We start from the raw sequence: 21,454 nt of genomic DNA, 5'->3' as shown, positions 1-21,454 counted from the left end.
CAAAGAACCGAAGGGGTGGTAGAATTAACCTGCTTGTCCCGACAGCGGGCTTCACGGATTGACAATGTACTATATGTTGCAAGTATAATATCAGGAACTAGGTCTTTTAAATATAGGCGTAAATATTTTAAAAAAGAGACATATATGGCCAAAACAAAAGCACCTGTAGAAAAACTGGAATCAGCCGAAGAAATTCAAAAGGACGGCAAGGTAGTCTCTACCAAGCGTACCAAGGGCAGTGAATTTTTCTGGACCCAAAGCCGCTGCACAGGGTGCAACCGGTGTGCCAGCGTTTGCCCGGTAGATGCTATCAAACTGGACAGGGATAAAACACCTACCAAACGGGTTGGCACCTCCCCCTGCACACGTGCCTGCCCTGCTGGATTAGATATCCCCCGCTATGTGCGTTTCGTAGCTGACGGCAATGCTTCAGCCGCAACTGCTGTTATGAGAGAAAAAATACCCTTCCCTTCCGTGTGCGGCTATGTCTGTTTTCACCCTTGCGAACTTGAATGTCAGCGCCAGAAATTTGACGAACCTATTGCCATTCGGGCATTGAAGAGATATGCCGCTGAAAATGATGACGGCAGTTGGAAAAATAACCTTAAAATTGCCCCGCCCACCGGCAAAAAAGTAGCTATTATCGGTTCCGGCCCGGCCGGACTTACCTCAGCCTACTTTTTAACCCTGCTGGGACATGAGGCAACTATATTTGAATCAATGGAGTATGCCGGCGGCAAGATGTTTTACAGTATACCGGAACACCAGCTGCCCAAAGATATACTTAATAAAGAGATTAAAACTATAACCGACCTGGGCGTCACCATACATACCTCCTGCCAGGTGCAGTCCGTACAGACCCTGTTCAAACAGGGTTACAACTCGGTCCTGCTTTCTACAGGCGTACTTGGCCTGGACGAAGGTCTTCTTCTCCCCTGCGACGAAACTGTTGAGTCAGACCTGATTAAAGGCAGTGACTTCCTGAAGAGTATAAAATCAACCACCAAAGAAAGCCTGGGCGACAAGGTAGTTGTAATAGGCGGCGGCAGTGAAGCCTATAATAGTGCCTTTGCCGCTAAGAGCCTAGGGGTCTCAGAGGTGCATCTGGTTTGCAGCCGCCATACCGGCAGCAAGGAAGCTTCCCCCGAAGAAGTTGACCGCGCAATAGATGCAGGCGTAACCGTTCACCCCTCACTGGATTTTGTAAAGCTGGTTAAATCTGATGACAAAATTGAGGGAGTGGAACTCTTCCGTATCCGCTCTTACGGATATGACAAAGAAAATAAACTCCATTATGAGATAATAAATGATACCCGCCGCTTTATACCGGCAGATACCATCATCACCACGGTCGCTCCCGATGAAAAACCCGGTGCGGATTACCTGACCGTAGTCCAACCCGGCGTATTTGCCGCCGGTGACGGCATCAGCGGCGCCCGCTCGGTCATTGAGGCTATGGCCGCCGGGCGTTCGGTAGCCGGTCTGATTGACAAATATCTGGAGGGTGAGGGCAATCTGGATGAGACTCTGGCCCCGCCTGAAAAAGATATCAAACCCCTTAGCGAACCCAAAGGACAAAACCGCTCTCAGATAGAGCTGAATCTGGTTAAACAAGCCGGTGGTGATAAGGTAGAAATTGAAAAAACTCTATCCCCCGCTGCTGCCAAGAAAGAAGCCCAGAGATGTTTGCGGTGTGACATTGTCCACCAGGTACATGACTATAGTCTGGATACCTCCAGCTGCACCTACTGCGGACGGTGCGTAAATGCCTGCTACTGGGATGCCATTACCAGCGGTTACGGTTATGAAGCCGCCGCCAAAAAACGACAGACTGAAATAGCCGCTCTGGAAGAAAAGCACAGCGTCTACAACTACGCTATCCGTATTCTGCCTATTGCCATAGGTCTTATGATACTGGCTGCCGCTGTTGCCAAACTTTTCAAGTAAAAATAACTGTTAGCACTTGCAAACTGCCGGCTTTAAAACCCGGCAGTTTTTTTATGCCCGGATTTGCCCCGCGGAGGGCTTGATTACACCGGGGAAATAAATCATAATTCCAAATGAAGGAAGGCATACAAGATGAAACAGCTGACTGACGACGAAATCTACCGCGTTGCCCAGAAAAGGGTCAAGGAAAAGAAGGAATTTTACAATCACCTTTCAGTATACATAGTGATAAACCTGATGCTTATAGGTATCTGGGCATTTACCGGCAGTTCATACCCCTGGTTTATTTTCCCTTTGGGCGGCTGGGGTATAGGGCTGATTTTCCACTTTCTGAGTGTTTTCGGCTTTATGCGCGATGAAAGTGACTGGGAAAACAAGGAAATCCAGAAAGAGATAGGGCGTTTAAAGAAAAACCTCTAAACGCCGGTTATCTCATCTTCATCAATTTCAGCCGGAAGCTGGGTCAGGGCAGTAACCGCCGCAATAGCGGCAATTCTCCGGGTATCATCAAATATCTCAGACAGCTTCTCTTCCAGAGGCTGTTCTTCGCTCATAATGCGTTTCATTTCATCAAGCAGGGTTGTTTCTTTCTCAATGAAATGGGTATGCAGATTACCGGCCACAAAATTGGGATTGACCATAACCGCTTTGTGGAAGGGGATATTGGTCTTCACACCTACTATAATGTATTCGTAAAGAGCGCGCCGCATACGGGCTATTGCTTCTTCACGGGTACGGCCCCAAACAATAAGCTTGGATATCATAGGATCATACAGGTAGGGTATGTTATAACGCGTATGAACACCGCTGTCTACCCGTACCCCGATACCACCGGGTGAACGGTAACCCTTAAGCTTGGCAGCTGAGGGAGCAAACTCATTTAAGGGATCTTCGGCATTGATACGGCACTCTATAGCCCAGCCCCGCATCTGAACATCTTCCTGTTTGAAAGAAAGCTCGTTGCCCGAAGCTACCATTATCTGTTCTTTGACTATATCTATGCCGGTAACCATTTCGGTAACCGGATGTTCTACCTGCACCCGGGTATTAGCCTCAAGAAAGTAAAACTGGCCGTTTGAAAAGATGAATTCAATAGTGCCGGCACCTTCATAGTTAACCCACTTGCCGGCCTTGATAGCCACTTCACCCATTTTCTTGCGGAGTTCGGGGGTAATAACCGGCGAAGGGGCTTCTTCTATCAGTTTCTGATAACGCCGCTGGATAGAACATTCCCTCTCACCCAGATAAACCACGTTGCCCTGGGAATCACCCATTATCTGGATTTCTATATGACGTGGCTTGGATATATATTTTTCAATATAAACTTCGGCCAAACCGAAGGTGTTTCCGGCTACTTTCTGGGAGGATTCTATGGCATCTTTAAGCTCATCCGGACCGTTGGCCACCCGCATGCCTATACCGCCACCCCCGCCGCTGGGTTTTATAATAACCGGATATCCAATTGCTGCTGCCGCTTCGGTGGCCTGCTCAATACCGGAAACACAACCCTCGGTACCCGGGAGTACCGGCACACCCGCTTTTTTCATTTCACGCCTGGCGGCAATCTTGTTGCCCATCAACTCTATAACCCGGCTGCTGGGACCTACAAATTTGATGCCGGCCTTTTCCAGAGCCAGTGCAAAACCGGGGTTTTCTGATAAAAAGCCATATCCGGGGTGAACCCCGTCTACCCCCGCTTTTTTGGCAACAGAAACTATCTTTTTAATATTAAGATAGCTCTCAGACAGCTGGGCAGGACCAATATGATAAGCTTCATCTGCATACTTTACAAAGAGAGCACCTTTATCAGCATCGGAATAGACGGCAACAGTCTTTATGCCCAGCTCACGGCAGGCACGCATAATGCGTATGGCTATTTCACCCCTGTTGGCAACCAGTATTTTATTTAGCATCTGGCTCAATCACCATGATAACGTCTTTACTGCCTACCACTTCGCCTTCGTAGGCATATATTTCCGAAACCACCCCGCTTACAGCGGCAGTGACATCATTTTCCATTTTCATAGCTTCTATGGTAGCCACTACTTCACCCTCGGTTACCTTATCCCCTTCCTTCACCTTCAGTGAAAGAAGCATACCCTGCATGGGAGAAACAACCGCACCTGGATGCGAAGCAGTAGGTTTAGCAGCCTTGGGGGCTTCACCAACTATACCGGCCTTGGAAGAAACCTTGACCGTAAAGACCTCTCCGTCTACCTCTACACTATATTCAGCCGTACCGCTAAGAACAGGAGCGGATTTGGCTTCAGCTTTCACTTCAGTCTTGGCGGATTTGGCAGCTTCAGGCGTAGACGGCAGAAGACACTCTTCTTTGCACTCACCCTTGAGGAATTTGGCAGCTACCTCAGGGTACATGGCATAAGTCAAAAGGTCTTCCTCGGTTTTAAGTATACCCAGCTTTTCGCCTTCGGCTTTCATCTTGGGCAGTTCCGGCTCAAGTAAAGCCCCCGGCCTGACACTGACGGGTTTTTCATCACCGATAATAGCTTTGCGTATTTCTTCATTTACCGCACCGGGTATTTTACCGTAGTACCCCATGAGATAGTTTTTAGTTTCTTTGGTTACCTGTTTGTAGCGGGCGCCGCTCAGCACGTTCAAAATGGCCTGCGTACCTACAATCTGGCTTGACGGGGTAACCAGCGGGGGATAGCCCAAATCAGCCCTTACTTTGGGTACTTCGGCCAATACCTGCGGCAGTTTGTCAAAGGCATTCTGCTGGCGAAGCTGGCTGACCAGATTGGAAATCATACCGCCGGGTATCTGATGGAGAAGCACGCCGATACTCGGCTGGGTGGCTTCACAGGTATAAAGGCAGCGGTAAGTAGAACTTATTTTATTAAATTCCTCACCTATTTCGCTCATAAGTTCCAGATTAAGCCCGGTATCCAGTTTCGTACCCTGAAAAGCGGCCACGAAACTTTCGGTGGTGGGCTGGGAAGTACCCCAGGCAAAGGCGGAAAAGGCGGTATCTATTATATCCACCCCGGCCTCGGCCGCAGCATAATAAGCCAAAGGCGCCATGCCGCTGGTGCAGTGTGAGTGGAGGTCCACCGGCAGTTTGACCTTGGCTTTTATAGACTTGACCAGCTGGGCGGCAGCGGTAGGAGTGATAAGCCCGGCCATGTCTTTGATACATATGGAATCACAGCCCATTTTTTCCAGTTCCACTGCCATCTCGGCCAGCTTCTCTACGGTATGAATGGGACTGGTGGTATAACAGATAGTACCCTGAACATGGGCCTTAAGCTCTTTGGCCGTCTGGATGGAAACTTCCATATTTCGGGTATCATTCAAGGCATCAAAAACCCGGAAAATATCTATGCCGTTTTTAACGGACAAACGGACAAACTCACGCACCACATCATCTGCATAGTGGCGGTATCCCACCAGATTCTGCCCGCGGAGAAGCATCTGAAGAGGGGTATTGGGCGCTTTCTGGCGTATCAGTCGGAGACGTTCCCAGGGGTCTTCATTCAGAAAACGGATACAGGAGTCAAATGTAGCACCGCCCCAGACTTCCAGTGAATAAAAGCCAACCTTATCCAGTTTGGCGGCAATATCAATCATGTCACGGGTACGCATTCGGGTGGCTATCAGTGACTGGTGCGCATCCCGCAGAGTTGTATCTGTTATCTTTATACCCATATTATTAACCTACCGTCTATATTAGTAATCCGGTTGCTATTCGCTCAGACAGGACATATGAAAATACTGAGGCAAAAAGACAGAAATGAAGTTTATTCTATCTTAGCCCTACTGTACTGTCAAGAAACGGCAAGCATTAGCCGTTCACTCCAAAGGCCTGCAAACCTGTGACTTTGTAGCTGAAAAAGGCACATTTCACTTCGGCAAATTTCTGGGCTATAATATTAATCCTCCAAATGGGCTAAGCTCCCGAGTGCGGGTATCACTATTTTTATTTGTTTTCGGAGGAAACTATGAGCCGCTTTGCCGTTTTGTTAGCCGAGGGTTTTGAAGAAATAGAGTTCTGCACCATTACGGATATCCTCCGGCGGGCAGACCTTGAGGTTAAGATAGTGGGGCTTAAAAACGGTCTTACCGGCGGCTCAAGGGGAATCCGCATCATGCCGGATATGTATATAGATGACCTAAAGACCACAGATTACGAAGTACTAGTTCTGCCCGGAGGTAATCCCGGCTTTATAAATATGGGCAAAGACCAGCGGGTGCTTGAGCTTATCCGCACTGCCCATACCGAAAACAAATATTTGGCGGCTATCTGTGCCGGTCCGGCAGTCCTTTCCAGAGCCGGGGTGATAAACGGCAAAGAGGTTGCCATATATCCGGGGGTTAAACACCTGCTAAAAAACTGTACTGCCTGTGACCTGCGGGTAAAGGCGGAAGGCAAACTTATTACCGGGCGAAGCCCTCAGGCCGCCATGGATTTTGCCCTGACCCTGATGGATATGTTTGCCAAACCCCAGGCCGCTAAGGTGGTACGTGACGAAATGCTGGTTTAGATACCGCACCATCTGAAATAAAACGGGGGCTAAAAGCCCCCTTTTGTATTTAAACAGCTTGACTATTCCACATAGCATCACCTGTTTGCAAAAAATATTTTCCGAAAGATATTGACTTACTTGTAGTAAAGTTATAGCATTACTACAGTATTATATTCCAAAGGGGGAGCAAATTCCCTTGACCAGAACCAAACAGAGCACTGCCAGCCGTGACAAAATAATCTCGGCCGCTACCCACCTTTTTTTGAACTCACATGATGCCGGCAAAGTAAGTATTGAAGATATTGCCCGCAAGGCCAAGGTTTCCCCCACTACCATTTACAACAATTTCGGGGGCAGAAAAGCACTGGTGCACGTGGTGGTGGAAAAAATAATAGACAACAGCCTGATACAGGCAAAAGATATCATATCCCGTCCCCTGCCCTTTCCCGGTAAAATACAGCTGATACTCTCCAACAAAAACGATATGGCCGGCAAAATGCCGGAAGAGATACTGAAAAAACTGGTGCACATGGATGAGGAGGTAGCCGCCCTGATACAGGAAATCTACCAGAAAGAAATCCAGCCCATGTGGCAGAAACTGATAGCGGACGGCAAAGCTGAAGGATATGTAGACCCGTCTCTTTCCGAAGAAGCGGTATTTATTTACCTGAAAGTGGTCCGTGATGGTTTTAATGCCAACGCCGCCTTGTTTGAACCCGCCAAAGACAAAATAAACCTTATGATGGAACTTTCCCGGATAATGATGTACGGCTTCTTTAAAAACGATGCCTGCCTGATACCGGATATCAATAACAGGCACCCAAAAACTGGCTTAAGGAGTAATTGATGAGTCAAATATCAATTTCGGTAGAAAAACTGAGCTACTGGTACGGAGACCTGAAAGCGGTAAACCAGATAAGCTTTGAGGTTGGACAAGGTGAAATTCTGGGTTTTCTGGGCCCCAACGGGGCAGGCAAAACCACCACCCAGAAAATGCTGACCGGCCAGCTCAAACCGAAGGATGGCCGGGCTACCCTGCTGGGATTTGATGTGGCTAAAGATACCGAGGAAATCCACCGGCGGATAGGCATCTGTTTTGAACAGACCAATCTGTACGAACAAATGACCGCTCTGGAAAACCTCCAGCTTTTTGCAGACCTGTTCGGGGTGAAAAACTTTGACGGTTATGCTCTTTTAAAAAGGGTGGGACTGAGCGGACGGGAAAAAGACAAAGTATCCGGTTACTCCAAGGGCATGAAACAGCGCCTTATGATAGCCCGCTCTCTGGTAAACACCCCAAGCATACTCTTTATGGACGAACCCACCTCCGGGCTTGACCCCGTATCTTCAGAATCTATCCGGGACATCATACTGGAAGAACGCAAGCGGGGGGCAACCATATTTTTAACCACCCATGACATGTGGGAAGCAGACAAACTGTGTGACCGGGTTGCTTTCATAAACGAAGGCTCTATTGCCGCATTGGATGCCCCGGTTAACTTAAAACAGCAGTACGGCAAACGTTCCCTGGTAGCCAAGATAAAAACCCCGGACGGAAAACTGGAAAACAGAGAGATTGCCCTGGATACCGGTAAAACCTCCGCAGAGGTCAGCAAGCTCCTTGATAGCGAACAGGTGCTGACCCTGCACAGCGAAGAAGCCACTCTGGAGGATATCTTTATAAAGATAACCGGACGGAGGCTGACCGAATGAACTTTCGCATTATAAAAGCCCTGCTGAAAAAGGATTTTTCCCTTTTCCTACAAAACCGCTTTTATATGCTGATGACTATTGTCGGGCTGGTATTTTATATCATTATCTTCTTTATCATGCCCAACAAAGTGGACGAACAGCTTAAAGCGGGTATATACGCCCCAGTCATGCCGCCGGCATTTTCAGTACTGGTGGCAGACCCGGCAAACAGCCTCTCCAGCTATGACTCGCTTGATGAAGCTAAAGCCGCAGTGGAAAACGGGGATACCCAGGCAGTTATTGCCCTGCCGGAAGATATCATGCAGGTTTGGGCTTCAGGCGGCAAACCCGAAATAGAAATATATTATTCCTCATCCGCCCCGCTTGAGCTGCGGGATGCCATAATCAGCCTGGTAAAAGAGCTGTCCTACGCTCAGACCGGCCAGTCTCTTACATTCGATACCAACGAGCAGGTAATGGGACAGGATATGCTGGGTGAACAGATACCCATGCGCAACCGGATGGTACCCCTGCTGGCCATATTTATACTTATGATGGAAATACTCAGTCTGGCCAGCCTGATAGCCGAAGAAAACGAACAGGGTACGGCCAGAGCCCTGCTGGTAACCCCTATGAGCGTACCCGAACTCTTTGCCGCCAAAGGTATAATAGGGGTTGGCATGGCGCTGGGGCAGGTGGTGCTCTTTATGCTGCTGGTCGGCGGGTTCAGCTCCCAGCCGCTTATAACCTTAAGCGTGCTTATTTTGGGCAGCCTTATGGTAACCGGGCTGGGCTTCCTGCTAGCCTCGCTTACCAAGAGCCTTATGTCGGTAACCGCCTGGGGTATGCTGCTGTTTATCATTCTGGCTATACCCGGCATGGGCATAATGTTCCCCGGCCTGATAAGCAGCTGGGCTAAGGTAATACCCTCGTACTACCTGACAGATACCGTAAACCGGGTGGTTAACTACGGGGCAGACCTAAGCGTAGTGGGCGGAAACCTGCTTATCCTGCTGGGCTTTACCGCCGTAATAGTAGCAGCCGGTATTGTTGTCCTGCGGAGGCGTTACCAATGAGCATAAAGCATATAATCACCCTTTTTAACCGCGAAGTAATCCACGGCCCTAAGGACGTTACCTTTATAATGGTAGTGGTAACCCCCATACTTATTTCCCTTTTTATATCTCTGGCTTTCGGTAATATTTTTTCGGAAAAACCCAAGCTGGGGCTGACTGATTTGGGCAACTCCCAGCTTGTAAGCCTGCTAAAAGACAATAATACCCTGCTTATTAAGGAATACCCTGACGAAGCCGCCCTTAAAGAAGCGGCCACAAGCGGTGCGGTAGACATGGGGCTGGTACTGCCGGCGGATTTTGATACCACCCTTCTCCAGACCAATACCCTTAAGTCTAGTGCCTATGTCTGGGGGGAAAGTCTGGCTAAAAACCGCATGATTATCCCGGCGGTGCTGGCTGACACCGCCAGACAGATTACCGGGGCAGAAGTGCCGGTGGAAATAAACTCCATCTCACTTGGAGATGAGCAAAACGTACCCTGGTCTGACCGCTTATTCCCCTTCGTGGTACTCATGGCCATGTTCTTCAGCGGGCTGATGCTGCCGGCCAGTTCCCTTATAGATGAAAAACAAAAACGCACTCTGGAAGCAGTCAATATCACCCCGGCCACTCTGGGCGAAATATTTACCGCCAAGGGGGCCATAGGCACTCTGCTGGGCTTAATTATGGGGCTTATTATACTCGGTATGAACTCAGCTTTCGGCAATGCCCCTCTGCCGCTGGTACTGATGCTGGTACTGGGTTCGCTAATGGCCTCTTTGCTGGGGCTTCTGGCAGGTGCCTTTATAAAGGATATGAACACCCTTTTTGCCGTCTGGAAGTTTGGCGGGCTGCTCCTTTTCGGGCCGGCTTTTATCTACCTCTTCCCCCAGATACCCCAGTGGATAGGCTACTTCTTCCCCACCTATTACATCTTAAAACCGGTAGTAGACCTGAGCATATATGATGCCAGCTGGTCTGATATAGCCCTGAACGCAGGGATAACCATGATACTGGTGGCTATACTGCTGGCAGTGGTTCCCAACGTAGTCAAACGCATGTCAAACTCTGCCCTGCGCCTTTATACCTGACAAAATTCTTGGGGTTAAAACATAAAGCCGCTCTATCCAGAACCGGGCGGCTTTTTATGCTTATCCAGATACTGCTGCAAACAGAATACTATAGAGGAAAAACCTGGCTATTTATTCAAATCACATCAGGTTTATCGTATTAGCCATGTCAGATGCTGTTACTCTCTAGATACCATCTCTGGCTAAGTTTACTCAACCAGATAAGTTAAAACCTCCTGCGTCAGCTTTTCCTTGCCATACACTCTTCCATAGAAGAAAACAGCATCCTTTTGCATCCGTACCGCCTTAAGCAAACTGAACAGGTGTTCAGCCTACCGTATTTATAAAGCAAAGAACCTGTTTGACACTCAGTATTAAGGGTGTTAAAATGCCTCGCTTAGCAGACAAACCGCAAGGTATTCCGCCTGCTCTATTACAGATAACTTCCAAAAATATTAGTTCCTTATAATCTTTTGTAAAAATATATACAATATTTTTTACTTTACGATTAAGACTTAGTATCAAAGTACTAATACCCCTTTGACGATGTAAAAACCTGTATGTTACAATACATCAATTACCAATCAGAACTCCGTCTGCTATTGGCCGAAAAAAGGCCTAGTGCCAACGGACTTAAGGCAGAAGGAAAGTATTAGAACTTTGCAAGTTGCACGTGAGTAGCATTTAGAGGTATTCTAGACAATATGGGTTCTATACCTCTTTTGCAAAATGCCTGCACAATGGCATTTGGTTTATGCAATACAGGGCGATGCCCTTTATAGATTAAAGCACAAGGGGGGCAACAGGAATGCCTAATGGAATGCTGATTGATACCACTAGATGTACTGGTTGTCGAGGCTGCCAGGTAGCCTGTAAACAGTGGAACGAAAACCCCGCTGTCAAGACAACTTTCAGTCCTGAAGTGACCAATCCCCTGGAACAGAATGCATTCAACTACAACCTGCTGGAGTGCAGGGAGATTGAAGAAGACGGAAAACTTCAATGGATCTTCGCTCATAAAAGATGTTTACACTGCTATGAACCGGCCTGTGTTTCAGTATGTCCGGTCGGTGCCCTCCACAAACGGCCTAACGGCGCAGTAGTCTGGGATCAAGATAAATGCTTCGGCTGCCGCTATTGTCAAAATGCCTGCCCTTTCCAAATCCCCAAATTTGAGTGGGATGACAACTGGGCTAAAATCACCAAATGCACTATGTGTTGGAACAGGGTAGATGAAGGCATGGAACCGGCTTGTGCAACTACCTGCCCCACCGGCGCTATTAAATTCGGCGAACGGGCTGACCTGCTTGCCGAAGCCTATGAAAGACTTTCAAACAACCCTGACAGATATTACCCCTATGTCTACGGCGAAAAAGAAGCCGGCGGTACTCATGTTTTATACTTAAGCAGCGTCCATCCCGAAAAACTCGGCTTTGACATGCACGAGCATGAGTTCTTCCCCAGCTTTACCAGAGAATTCCTTGGCAATATACCTTTGGAAATCTCCATAGTAGCTTCGCTGATGGTTGGTGTATGGTACTTCCGCGGCCGCAGAATTCAGGCTCAGGCACACGATGCCGAGCATGCTGAAAATAAGGCTGGCAAGCACTAGACCGGCGTAAGCGGGTTTAGACAAAAGAACCACTTTGGAATGGAGTAGGAAAAATGTTTAATACTAAACTTACTAGACGGGATTTTGTACAGCTAGCCGCCGGCTCTACTGCCGCCCTGAGTCTGGGTGCTTTAAAGCTCCCCGAGTTTGAAAAAATGTTCGCCGAGGCTTTGAAAGAAATCCCGGTTATATGGCTGCAGGGTGCAGGCTGCAATGGCTGCACTATCTCTACTATCAACGTTGTCTCACCCACTATCCAGGACTTACTGCTGACTTCGGTAGTGCCCGGTACTCATGTATCCATGCAGTACCACCCCACCATTATGGCCGCTCAGGGTGATTTGGCCATGAGCACTATTACCGATACTGCCGCCAAAGGACCGTTTGTACTGGTAATCGAAGGTTCTGTACCTCTTAAAGATGACGGAGTTTACGCTGAAATCGGCGAAAAAGACGGCGAAGGTATCACCATGCTTGAGCATGTACTGAACCTTGCTCCCAAGGCACTGGCCGTGGTAGCTGCCGGTACTTGTTCCGCCTTCGGAGGCATCACTGCCTCTGCCCCCAACCCCACTGGCGCCAAAGCCGTTTCAGAGATTCTTAAAGAGCACAATATAACTACCCCGGTTGTAAATCTGCCTGGCTGCCCCCCCCACCCGGATTGGGTAGTGGGCACTCTGGCTACCGTACTTATGAGCGGGCTTGATGCACTTGACCTTGATGACATGGGTCGCCCCAAGGCTTACTACGGCAAACTGCTTCATGACCAGTGTCCGCGCCGCGGCCACTATGAAAAGGGTTTATTTGCCACCAAGCTGTCTGAGCCTTACTGTTTGTTCCTTGTAGGCTGCAAAGGTCCGGTGACATATGCTGATTGTTCTGACAGGCTTTGGAACAATAAAACCCGTTGGTGCGTGGAAGCTGATTCGCCGTGTATCGGCTGTGCTCACCCCGGCTTCCCGGATGAGGTTTCTCCCATGTTTGAAGCCCCGCCTGTTATCAATAGTACTGACAAACTGGCTATCGGTATTGCCGGCACTGCCGTGGTACTGACTGCCGGTGTGGCTGCTGTAGAGCTCGCTAAAAAAGCCAAGCGGAATGCCGCGAAAAAGGGTTAGTAGACCGTAATCTTACCTTTGGAGAAGAAAATGCAGAAGATAGTAATTGATCCCATAACGAGGATTGAAGGTCATCTAAAAATCGAAGCCACCGTAGACGGCGGTGAGGTTAAAGATGCCAAATGTGTCGGCACTCTGTTCCGCGGCTTTGAAATATTTATGAAAGACCGTGACCCGCGTGATGCTGTTCATATTACCCAGCGTATCTGCGGCGTCTGCCCCACATCCCACGGCACTACCGCCGCTTTAAACTTGGACTCCGCCTTTGGCGTAGCTGACAAAATACCGAATAACGGGCGGATACTCCGCAACCTTATTCAGGGTGCTAACTATATTGCTTCCCATATAGTTCATTTTTACCATCTGGCCGCTCTGGATTTCGTAGACGTAACCGAAGTAGCCGATTATGATGGTACTGATCCTGAACTTTTAAAAGTAAAGGATTTTATTGCCCGGGCTCTGGCTGCCGGTGATATGTCCATGCTGGCTCCCTTCTACCCCAGATACGAAGGTGATTACCGCCTTCCCAAGAAGGTTGCCCAGGCCGCAGTTGCCCATTATGTTGAAGCTTTGAACATGCGCCGTCTGGCTCACGAACTTTCCGCTATTTACAGCGGACGCATGCCGCACAGTGTAGCAGTGGTAGCCGGCGGTGTTACTTCACACCCCAGCATAGACAGCATCTCAAACTTTATGAGCAAGCTGAATACCCTGCGTCACTTTATTGACAATGTATATCTGCCTGACGTTATTGCAGTAGCCGAAACCTATCCTGATTACTTCGGTATCGGTGTGGGTTGCGGCAATCTGCTCAGCTATGGTGTGTTTGATCTTGAAGCAAACGGCACTAATCTGGCTACCCGCCAGAGACTCTTCACTCAGGGTGTGGTCTCCGCTTCTGACCTGAAACTCCGCACCTTTGATCCCAACAAGATTACCGAATCAATCAAATACAGCTGGTTCAGCGGTGAAACCAATGAATACCCCCTGAACGAAGTAACCGAACCTGAATTTACCAAGCCGGACGGCTATTCCTGGCTGAAAGCCCCCCGATACGAGAATACCCCCTACGAAGTAGGCCCTCTGGCTCGTATGGTGGTTAACTACGTAGCCGGTGACCCCGTGGTTCAGAAGATGGTAAACGATACCTTGGCTCATTTCGGTGCCGGCCCTGCCGCCCTTTTCAGCACACTCGGCAGACATGCCGCCCGTGCCCTTGAATGCAAGATCGTAGCTGATGAAATGGTCAAGTGGGCTATGGAACTCAAGATTGGCGAACCTGTGTGCGCTGATTACGAAATACCCGAAAGTGCCGAAGGCATGGGTCTCTGGGAAGCTCCCCGCGGTGCTCTTGGCCACTGGATAAAGATTGAAAACCACAAGATAAGCAACTACCAGTGCGTAGTGCCCTCCACTTGGAACTGTTCACCCAAAGATAATCAGGGTGTTTACGGTCCTGTTGAGCAGGCTCTTGTCGGTACTAAGGTACGTGATAACGATAATCCGTTTGAGCTGGTTCGCATTGTCCGCTCGTTTGACCCGTGTCTGGCTTGTGCCGTTCATCTGGTCTCACCCACCGGCAATGAAATCAGCCGCTTCCGCGTTTACTAAGTATGTTTTTTAATCCGGGAGATGAATCTCCCAAACCTATATTGGTCCTGGGTACAGGCAATATACTCTTAAGTGATGAAGGTGCCGGGGTACGCTGCATAGAGCGGCTATCCCGGTTTCCTATTCCTGAAGATGTAGAGCTGTATGACGGCGGCACTGCTGCCATGGATTTGCTGGACGTTATATCCGGCCGCGAAAAAATGTTCATACTGGATGCGGTTCACGGCGGAGACGAACCCGGCATGATATACCGCTTCCGCCCCGAGGATATCAAGACCGAGCAAAAAATTGATATCTCTTTCCACCAGATGGGGCTGATGGAAATACTTAATCTGGCCAAATATCATGACGCTATGCCCAAAGATATTATTATTTACGGCATCCAGCCCGGCAGCATGGCACCGGGATTTGAGCTGACCCCGGCAGTAGATAAAGCAGTAAACCGAGTAGTGGAAATGATGAAGGAAGAGCTGGGCATTAAATAACCCCCTTAAGTGTAAAAACTGAAAATAAAATGGGCGGCTTTTCACCGCCCATTTTTTATTACTAAAATATCCTCAGGAAAGACGTATATCGGCTATAACAGCCAGATGGTCTGATGCCAGATTAAATATAGTAAACGAATCTACATAGACTATATCAGGTGAAACCCAGATATAGTCTATCCTCTGGTATAAATCTGCTGAATGGTAGGTAAGAACAGATGTCTGTCCTTCCAGACTATCCGAAAGACCTGCCTGACGCAGCAAACCTATCTCCGCAGAGTTCGGTTCGGCATTGAAATCACCCAGCATTATGGTAGAGGGAGCATTATCCCAGAAATCTGCCAGTTCACCTGCCTGAATAAGCCGCACATCCCCTTCCTCAGGTACGTGATGCAAATGGGTGGCCGCCAGATACAAATACCTGCCCCCCAAATCCAGCACCGCATTCAGATAGCCCCGCTTTATAGGCAGCCCGTCACTTTCCAGACTAACATTATGGGTATCCAGTATGGGGTATTTGGATAATATGGCATTCCCCCAGTATTCACCGGCGGTAGCCCCAAAAGCAGAGTACATATTCAGCCGCTGGGAAAGCCACTCAAGCATATCCACCCGCCCGCTTATCACCCAGCCACGGGAAATTTCCTGCAAAGCCACCACATCCGCCCCGCTATTTTCAATCACTCTTGCCAGAGCTTCCATATCCAATCTGCCTTGGGTGTTAAACCCGTTATGTAAATTATAAGTCATAATACGCAGAGTGCCGCTAAACTGAGGTGCAGCCGGAGGCGTTTTATAGGTAAGCAAACCTAAAAGGGGCAGCGTCAAAAGCAGTATGGACATAGCCGGCAAAATAAAGCGTTCACCCTTAAAGTCCAGCAAAGGCAGGCACTCCCGCCCCGAATACAAACCCAAACCCACCACTATAAGCCCGGCCACAAGCTCTAAGACTGTATTATCATACGGCACAGCCACCTGATACACCGCATAATACCCCAGCAGGAGTATAACGAATAAAATCATACCCAGCCCGTTAGGCAGATTCAGGCTTTCACCCACTCCATCAGCCTTTCTGCCGCCAATATAGCGAAGAATCACCCCGAACAGGAGTATCACTGCCAGCTGCCCAAGCATCTGCTGGATAAGGCTCATAAAAGCCACCTCTTCAGAAATACTTGTCAGTGAAAGTATAAGACACAAGCTGGCAATCAGGGTCAGCAGCCTGATATGCCTTTGGTGGAGTGAAAATACCCAGAGTATACCCACCAATCCCAGTGAAAGAGCCCCCAGCACAAATATCGAGGCAACCGGGCTGGAAAATCCGCTGAGTGCAGACAAGCGGGCAATATTGCCGAAAACTACCAGTTCTAAAAACAGGAATGGCCCTATCACCAGCCAGCCCAGGCCGTTGTTACTAGCAGCCGGCCCCTCAGCCAGAGGCATATGCACCCCAAGCAAAAATAATATAAACACCGCTATTACGGTGCTAATCAGCAAAGGAAAAACCGAAGGCTGATTTATCTGGTCATAAGTACCAAATCCGGCAGACAAAGCGGTATTAAGAAGCAAGCCGAAGACAACACCCGCCCCGAAATGCCCCACTGAAGATGCCCCCCGCACCCGGGCACTATCCAGATAAACAGCTAAGAAAACAGCAAACAGGGACAACCCCAAAGCAGAGCAGATAAAGTTTATAAGAGGCTCGGCAAAGCCTATCTGGGCAAGCAGACTCAATATAGCCACTCCGCCTGCACTGAAGATAATGGCTTTGTAACTGCACAAAAACCGGCGAAGGGGCTTTGCCAGAAAGGACAGACCGAAAATAACAAGGGCAATTAGTCCCAGCACCCCTGCCCCCTGCCCGAAGCGGTCACCCAGTATCCAGGTCATACCCGAACTGAATAGAGGAAACAAACTTATCGCCAGGGTCAAAACCATTGCCGGCAATAAAAATTCCACTGCACCCGGCTTTGCCTGAAGAAATCCCCTCATACCTGCCGTACCTCACTCTCTAACCAAGGTTGACCCGTTGAAAACATTTATGTTTAAAAGTTGTTTACTTATTCAGCCAGCTTTACTTTAAGCGCCGCTCTTTCCAAATCACTGGCATTTATAAGCACCCGTTCTTTAAAACCGAAAATACCGGCCAGCAGATGGTCAGGGAATATTTCGCGACGGGTATTGTAAAAAGTAGCTATAGAATTATAATAATCACGGGCCAGAGCTATCCGTGACTCGGTAGCCGCCAGTTCCTCCTGCAGTTTCAGAAACACTGTATCCGCTTTGAGTTCGGGGTATTTTTCCATATTAAAAACCAGTATGGCCGATGCACCCTTGATATCCATAGTATCCTGGCCGTTTACCTTTGAGACAGTACGTACTTCGGCCAGCATCTCCTGAAGTTCACGCTCGTACCTGCTAAATCCCTCCACACTCTTTGCAAGATTGGGTATCAGATCAAAACGGCGTTTCAATTGAATATCCACCTGGGCATATCCCTGGCAAACCCTGTTTCTAAGCCCAACCAGACTGTTATAACCCGCCCACAGCCAACCCAGCAGCCAGCTGAGCAGGTAAAACCCAGACCACAAAGCCACAATTCCCCAGTCCGAGTTAAAGCTCTCCGTATCCCGTTGAGACAAAAGTAACCCGCTGCCCAAAGATATCAGCAAACCCAGTATTATCCAAAACCAGAACCAGCCGCTGTAACTGCGGCTTATCTGTTTTTCAGTCCGGGTGGAAATTACGTACAGGGGGGCAGACTTGTCTTTGGCTATTTCAGGGGCAACCACATCCTGTCTCTCTCTAGATTGACCCATTATGTAAAGCTCTGCATGCAAAGGGATAGCTTCTTCGGTAAAACGGCGCTGGTGGTCCGAGTTGGCTACACTCCCTTGCGGACCTTTGGCATAATAAAGCGGGTCATTACGCCCGCAGGTTTTGTTAAACAGGTTTTTGGGCTGAATATCCGCACCTTCCGGCTGAATCAGGATAATCCCCGTTTCATCTTTAAGGTAAAACGGCTGCATCTCTTTACCGGAAGCCACCTGTGTCCAGCCGCTCTCCTGGCGGGTACGGAACTGGACATGCCCTTTGGCATCGGTATAACTTTCAGTCACCATGCGTGACCAGCGTTCCTCCACCTTGTAATGGTAATAAACACATTTCTCGGCAGAAAGAAAGCCGGTAAAAGGTTTTTCGCTTTCGGCAGTGCCTTTAAGCTCAACCAGACCAATAAAAACCCCGCGGGTACGCGAGGTGGGGATATCATCTACCAGCCGTTTACGGCGCATGGTCCGGAATGCCAGCACCAGAGCTGTCAGACCGAGTGCAAAAACCGGATAACCCCAAATCTGAAGTTCCATTTGCCACTCCCCTATGCAAAGGTTACAGGGTCTTTATAATAACATACCCGCCTTTCAGACGGATAACCCCCGAATTAATATTTACAATATTACCATTTGTTTAATTGCATTAGTAAAATTTTACACAACAGGATTATACAAGTATACTGTGTGCACTGCCCGAAAATTTCAACAAGGAGTTAATAAGGTCCTGATGACTATCAAGATAGTAACTGACAGCACAGCTGATTTACCGGCTGATATAGTAAAAAATCTGGGTATTACGGTTGTGCCTCTTTATGTGCATTTTGGAAATGAAGTATTCCGTGACGGAGTGGATATAAACAAGGAAACCTTTTTTGACAGGCTTATAAACGGCGGCATTCACCCCAAAACTTCCCAGCCCAGCCCCGAAGATTTTGCAAATGTCTACCGTGAGCTGGCCAAAGACAACGCCACCGGTATTGTATCCATACATATTTCATCCAAATTCAGCGGCACTTACCAATCCGCCATGGAAGGTGCCAAAATCTCAGGGGTAAGCTGCCCTATAGAGGTTATAGATTCCCGCCTGCTCTCCATGGGGATGGGGCTTATTATCAAAGCTGCCGCCATAGCTTCCCGCTCAGGCAAAAAGCTGGGCGATATTGTTGAAGACTGTAAAAACAATATCCCCAAGATAAAACTGATGGGCTTCTTTGATACCCTGCGTTACGTTCAGGTAGGCGGACGGCTGGGCAAAGCCAAAATACTGATGGGCTCCCTACTGGGGGTTAAACCCGTACTTACAGTGGCGGACGGAGAGTACCAGCCCTGCGGACGGGTACGCAACACCGCCAAAGGTCTGGAACGGCTGGTAGAATTTGCCAAAACAGGGAAAAATATCGTAGATCTTAGCGTAATTCATTCCACCACTCCGGAGACCGCCCATAAACTGGCCGAAATGCTTAGTGATATTTTCCCCAAAGACCAGACCATCATTGCCCAGCTGGGAGCTGTTCTGGGTACTCACGGCGGACCCGGCACTCTATGGGTAGCATATAAAGAAGCCTGATAATCATATAATAGATACTGTATTTAATTGAGGGGGGCGTAATCCCCCCTTTTTGTATTATCCCAAAGATCGGTACATGCTATACTTTATATACGGGGAGTTTTCTTTCCTACCCCCTGAGCTACCCAACACACAGGGAGGGCCAAATGAGCTTTGCAGCTATATTTTCAATAATTGTGGGCGCACTGGTGATTTTCCAGTGGAGGGAAAACCTTAACCGGCGGGCAATTCAAGACCCCAACAAAGGTTACAAGGTCAGATGGGGTACCTATGAGCTTATACTCCGCTCAGCTGCCGAATTTGCCACCGCCCTTATGCTTATTCTGGCAGGCACCGGCTTGCTGTCTGAACAGAGCTGGGGGGAAAGCATATACCTGCTGGCAACCGGCATGTTCATTTATTCAGCGGTAAATAGCCCCGGTTACTTTGTTCAGCAAAAAAACTGGTCGGTAGTGGCTGCTTATGCCATAGCTTTGGAACTGGCTATACTTGGAATAATACTGTTCCTGTAAAACCATAGTCAAAAATAGCTGAGCCGCAGTTTAAACCGGATATAATAAAAGGGCAGAGCTTAAAAATCTGCCCTTTTATTTCTGTTATTACTTAATTATGAACGAGAAATAGCTTTTTCCAATTCATCCAGCAGAGGATGGCTGTATTTTTCAATATCCCCGTTATCACATAAAGCCACCAGTGCGGGATCCAATGGCATCTGCCCTATAAACGGTATACCTATTGATTTTGCCAACTCTTCGCCGTGTCCAGCACCGAAAACCTCTATCTTTTTATCCAATTCTGGAACTTTCAAATATGCCATATTCTCCACTAAACCGATAATGGATTTGCCCATTTTCCCCGCCATACTGACCGCCTTTCGGGCTACCATTTCCACCAATCCCTGCGGAGTAAATACCACCACAATACCCGAAATGGGCAACGACTGTAAGACTGTAAGTGCGGCATCACTGGTGCCGGGCGGCAGATCAACTATCATATAATCCAGCTCTCCCCAAAGTACGTCATCCCAAAATTGGTTAATCATCTTGGAAATAAGCGGCCCGCGCCAGATGACGGCATCACTCTGGTTGCTAAGCAGCAGACTGGTGGAAACCAGTGAAATGCCCGCAGGTGACTTAGCCGGTAAAATGGCTTCCTCGTTGCCCGAAAGGTGCTTGTTGGCACCAAACATCTTGGGTATGCTTGAACCGGTGATATCAGCATCCAGTATGCCCACCCTATATCCCTGCCTGTTTAGTGCTACCGCACACAAACCGGTTATAAGTGATTTGCCTACCCCGCCCTTGCCGCTCATAACAGCCACTACTTTTTTAACCCGGTTGAGTTCATTTAGCGGCACGGTAATATACTCAATCTCAAGCTTTTGTTTATCAAGCAGCGGTTTCAGCGCCAGACCTATTTCCTGCTGCAATACTTTCCGGCTGTCTTCAGATAAACCGGCTCCGGCCAAGCTTAGCTTTATCTTATCCGGCTCTACCTCTACATTCCTCAGCAGATTCAGGTCTGCCAAAATACGCCCGGCAGCAGCCACATATATTTTCCCCAGAGCTTCTCTTATTTCAGGTTCAATAGACATAATTTATACATTCCCCTGTATATTTTTTTGACATATATTAACACTGACAAGTGTACTGACCAAATTCCGATCCTTTAGAAAAAATAATCCGGCTGGTAAATATTGATTTGCAGTCCGAAACTTGCTTTGTTATTATGGGCATATGCCCATAAGTAATATTATACCAATATAAAAAAAGCGTCAACGCAAATATCTAGAGCGATAAACGGGTACATCTTATAGTCATATCCCAATATGTCTGAAGTCTGTGCTATATTATTTCTGACAATAAACGTAAACCTGAATAAATTGACAACGAGGTAATTTATTTATTATACTTTACTCAAGTGGTACTAGTACCTTAGGACTAATACCCCCCTAATACCGGCAACTAAATAAGCAAGCCTCA

18 protein-coding genes are annotated in these 21,454 nt (G+C 48.2%); 13 read left to right on the top strand and 5 right to left on the bottom strand.

The features are described from left to right. The first annotated feature begins 144 nt into the window (after positions 1-144). Complete coding sequence (locus ASJ33_RS01125; protein ID WP_041330426.1) at positions 145-1,947, top strand: FAD-dependent oxidoreductase; 1,803 nt, start codon at positions 145-147, stop codon at positions 1,945-1,947. A gap of 132 nt (positions 1,948-2,079) precedes the next feature. After that, positions 2,080-2,367, top strand: a complete 288-nt coding sequence (locus ASJ33_RS01120) for a 2TM domain-containing protein (RefSeq protein ID WP_034376909.1) — start codon at positions 2,080-2,082, stop codon at positions 2,365-2,367. Here the strand turns inward: ASJ33_RS01120 and ASJ33_RS01115 are convergent. Next, positions 2,364-3,860 (bottom strand): acetyl-CoA carboxylase biotin carboxylase subunit, encoded by a 1,497-nt coding sequence (locus ASJ33_RS01115; RefSeq protein ID WP_012881478.1) that lies wholly within the window; start codon positions 3,858-3,860, stop codon positions 2,364-2,366. The genes ASJ33_RS01120 and ASJ33_RS01115 overlap by 4 nt on opposite strands. Beyond that, positions 3,850-5,613, bottom strand: coding sequence for a sodium-extruding oxaloacetate decarboxylase subunit alpha (gene oadA, locus ASJ33_RS01110; RefSeq protein ID WP_023651810.1), 1,764 nt, complete (start codon positions 5,611-5,613; stop codon positions 3,850-3,852). The genes ASJ33_RS01115 and oadA overlap by 11 nt, the downstream gene beginning before the upstream one ends. Before the next feature lie 293 nt (positions 5,614-5,906). On the opposite strand from oadA, the gene ASJ33_RS01105 reads away from it, so the two are divergent. From ASJ33_RS01105 to ASJ33_RS01065, 9 genes are all read left to right on the top strand, one after another. Continuing rightward, positions 5,907-6,449: a DJ-1 family glyoxalase III gene (locus ASJ33_RS01105; RefSeq protein ID WP_041330422.1), complete on the top strand. Its 543-nt coding sequence runs from the start codon at positions 5,907-5,909 to the stop codon at positions 6,447-6,449. A gap of 178 nt (positions 6,450-6,627) precedes the next feature. Next, a complete protein-coding gene (locus ASJ33_RS01100) occupies positions 6,628-7,278 on the top strand; it encodes a TetR/AcrR family transcriptional regulator (RefSeq protein WP_041330421.1) in 651 nt (216 codons plus the stop codon). Next, the gene (locus ASJ33_RS01095) at positions 7,278-8,144 is read left to right on the top strand and encodes an ABC transporter ATP-binding protein (RefSeq protein ID WP_041330419.1); all 867 of its coding nucleotides are present in this window, start codon (positions 7,278-7,280) and stop codon (positions 8,142-8,144) included. The genes ASJ33_RS01100 and ASJ33_RS01095 overlap by 1 nt, the downstream gene beginning before the upstream one ends. Beyond that, complete coding sequence (locus ASJ33_RS01090) at positions 8,141-9,199, top strand: ABC transporter permease (RefSeq protein ID WP_041330417.1); 1,059 nt, start codon at positions 8,141-8,143, stop codon at positions 9,197-9,199. Before ASJ33_RS01095 ends, ASJ33_RS01090 begins: the two co-directional genes overlap by 4 nt. Further along, on the top strand, positions 9,196-10,269 hold the full coding sequence (locus ASJ33_RS01085; protein ID WP_041330415.1) for an ABC transporter permease: 1,074 nt from the start codon (positions 9,196-9,198) through the stop codon (positions 10,267-10,269). The genes ASJ33_RS01090 and ASJ33_RS01085 overlap by 4 nt, the downstream gene beginning before the upstream one ends. Positions 10,270-11,056: 787 nt before the next feature. Next, positions 11,057-11,860, top strand: a complete 804-nt coding sequence (locus ASJ33_RS01080) for a 4Fe-4S dicluster domain-containing protein (protein WP_012881471.1) — start codon at positions 11,057-11,059, stop codon at positions 11,858-11,860. A 53-nt stretch (positions 11,861-11,913) separates the two neighbouring features. Next, positions 11,914-12,978: a hydrogenase small subunit gene (locus ASJ33_RS01075; protein WP_012881470.1), complete on the top strand. Its 1,065-nt coding sequence runs from the start codon at positions 11,914-11,916 to the stop codon at positions 12,976-12,978. Positions 12,979-13,008: 30 nt separating this feature from the next. Further along, complete coding sequence (locus ASJ33_RS01070) at positions 13,009-14,589, top strand: nickel-dependent hydrogenase large subunit (protein ID WP_023651804.1); 1,581 nt, start codon at positions 13,009-13,011, stop codon at positions 14,587-14,589. Between the two features lie 2 nt (positions 14,590-14,591). After that, complete coding sequence (locus tag ASJ33_RS01065; protein WP_023651803.1) at positions 14,592-15,074, top strand: HyaD/HybD family hydrogenase maturation endopeptidase; 483 nt, start codon at positions 14,592-14,594, stop codon at positions 15,072-15,074. A gap of 72 nt (positions 15,075-15,146) precedes the next feature. Here the strand turns inward: ASJ33_RS01065 and ASJ33_RS01060 are convergent, their stop codons facing one another. After that, positions 15,147-17,066, bottom strand: a complete 1,920-nt coding sequence (locus tag ASJ33_RS01060; protein ID WP_023651802.1) for an endonuclease/exonuclease/phosphatase family protein — start codon at positions 17,064-17,066, stop codon at positions 15,147-15,149. 68 nt (positions 17,067-17,134) lie between these two features. Beyond that, positions 17,135-18,439: a LemA family protein gene (locus tag ASJ33_RS01055; protein ID WP_041330413.1), complete on the bottom strand. Its 1,305-nt coding sequence runs from the start codon at positions 18,437-18,439 to the stop codon at positions 17,135-17,137. 193 nt (positions 18,440-18,632) lie between these two features. Between ASJ33_RS01055 and ASJ33_RS01050 the strand changes: the two genes are divergently transcribed. Both ASJ33_RS01050 and ASJ33_RS01045 read left to right on the top strand, forming a co-directional pair. Next, positions 18,633-19,472: a DegV family protein gene (locus ASJ33_RS01050; protein ID WP_012881465.1), complete on the top strand. Its 840-nt coding sequence runs from the start codon at positions 18,633-18,635 to the stop codon at positions 19,470-19,472. Positions 19,473-19,618: 146 nt separating this feature from the next. Then, positions 19,619-19,984, top strand: a complete 366-nt coding sequence (locus ASJ33_RS01045) for a hypothetical protein (RefSeq protein ID WP_012881464.1) — start codon at positions 19,619-19,621, stop codon at positions 19,982-19,984. A 95-nt stretch (positions 19,985-20,079) separates the two neighbouring features. On the opposite strand, the gene ASJ33_RS01040 is transcribed toward ASJ33_RS01045, so the two are convergent. Next, the gene (locus tag ASJ33_RS01040; protein ID WP_041330411.1) at positions 20,080-21,066 is read right to left on the bottom strand and encodes an Mrp/NBP35 family ATP-binding protein; all 987 of its coding nucleotides are present in this window, start codon (positions 21,064-21,066) and stop codon (positions 20,080-20,082) included. Positions 21,067-21,454: the final 388 nt, after the last annotated feature.

Origin of the sequence: Dehalococcoides mccartyi (assembly GCF_001889305.1) — a bacterium.
Classification (GTDB): Bacteria; Chloroflexota; Dehalococcoidia; order Dehalococcoidales; family Dehalococcoidaceae; genus Dehalococcoides; species Dehalococcoides mccartyi_A.
The sequence above is the reverse complement of the archived record's forward strand: the minus strand, read 5'-3'. Positions and strand labels throughout refer to the sequence as shown.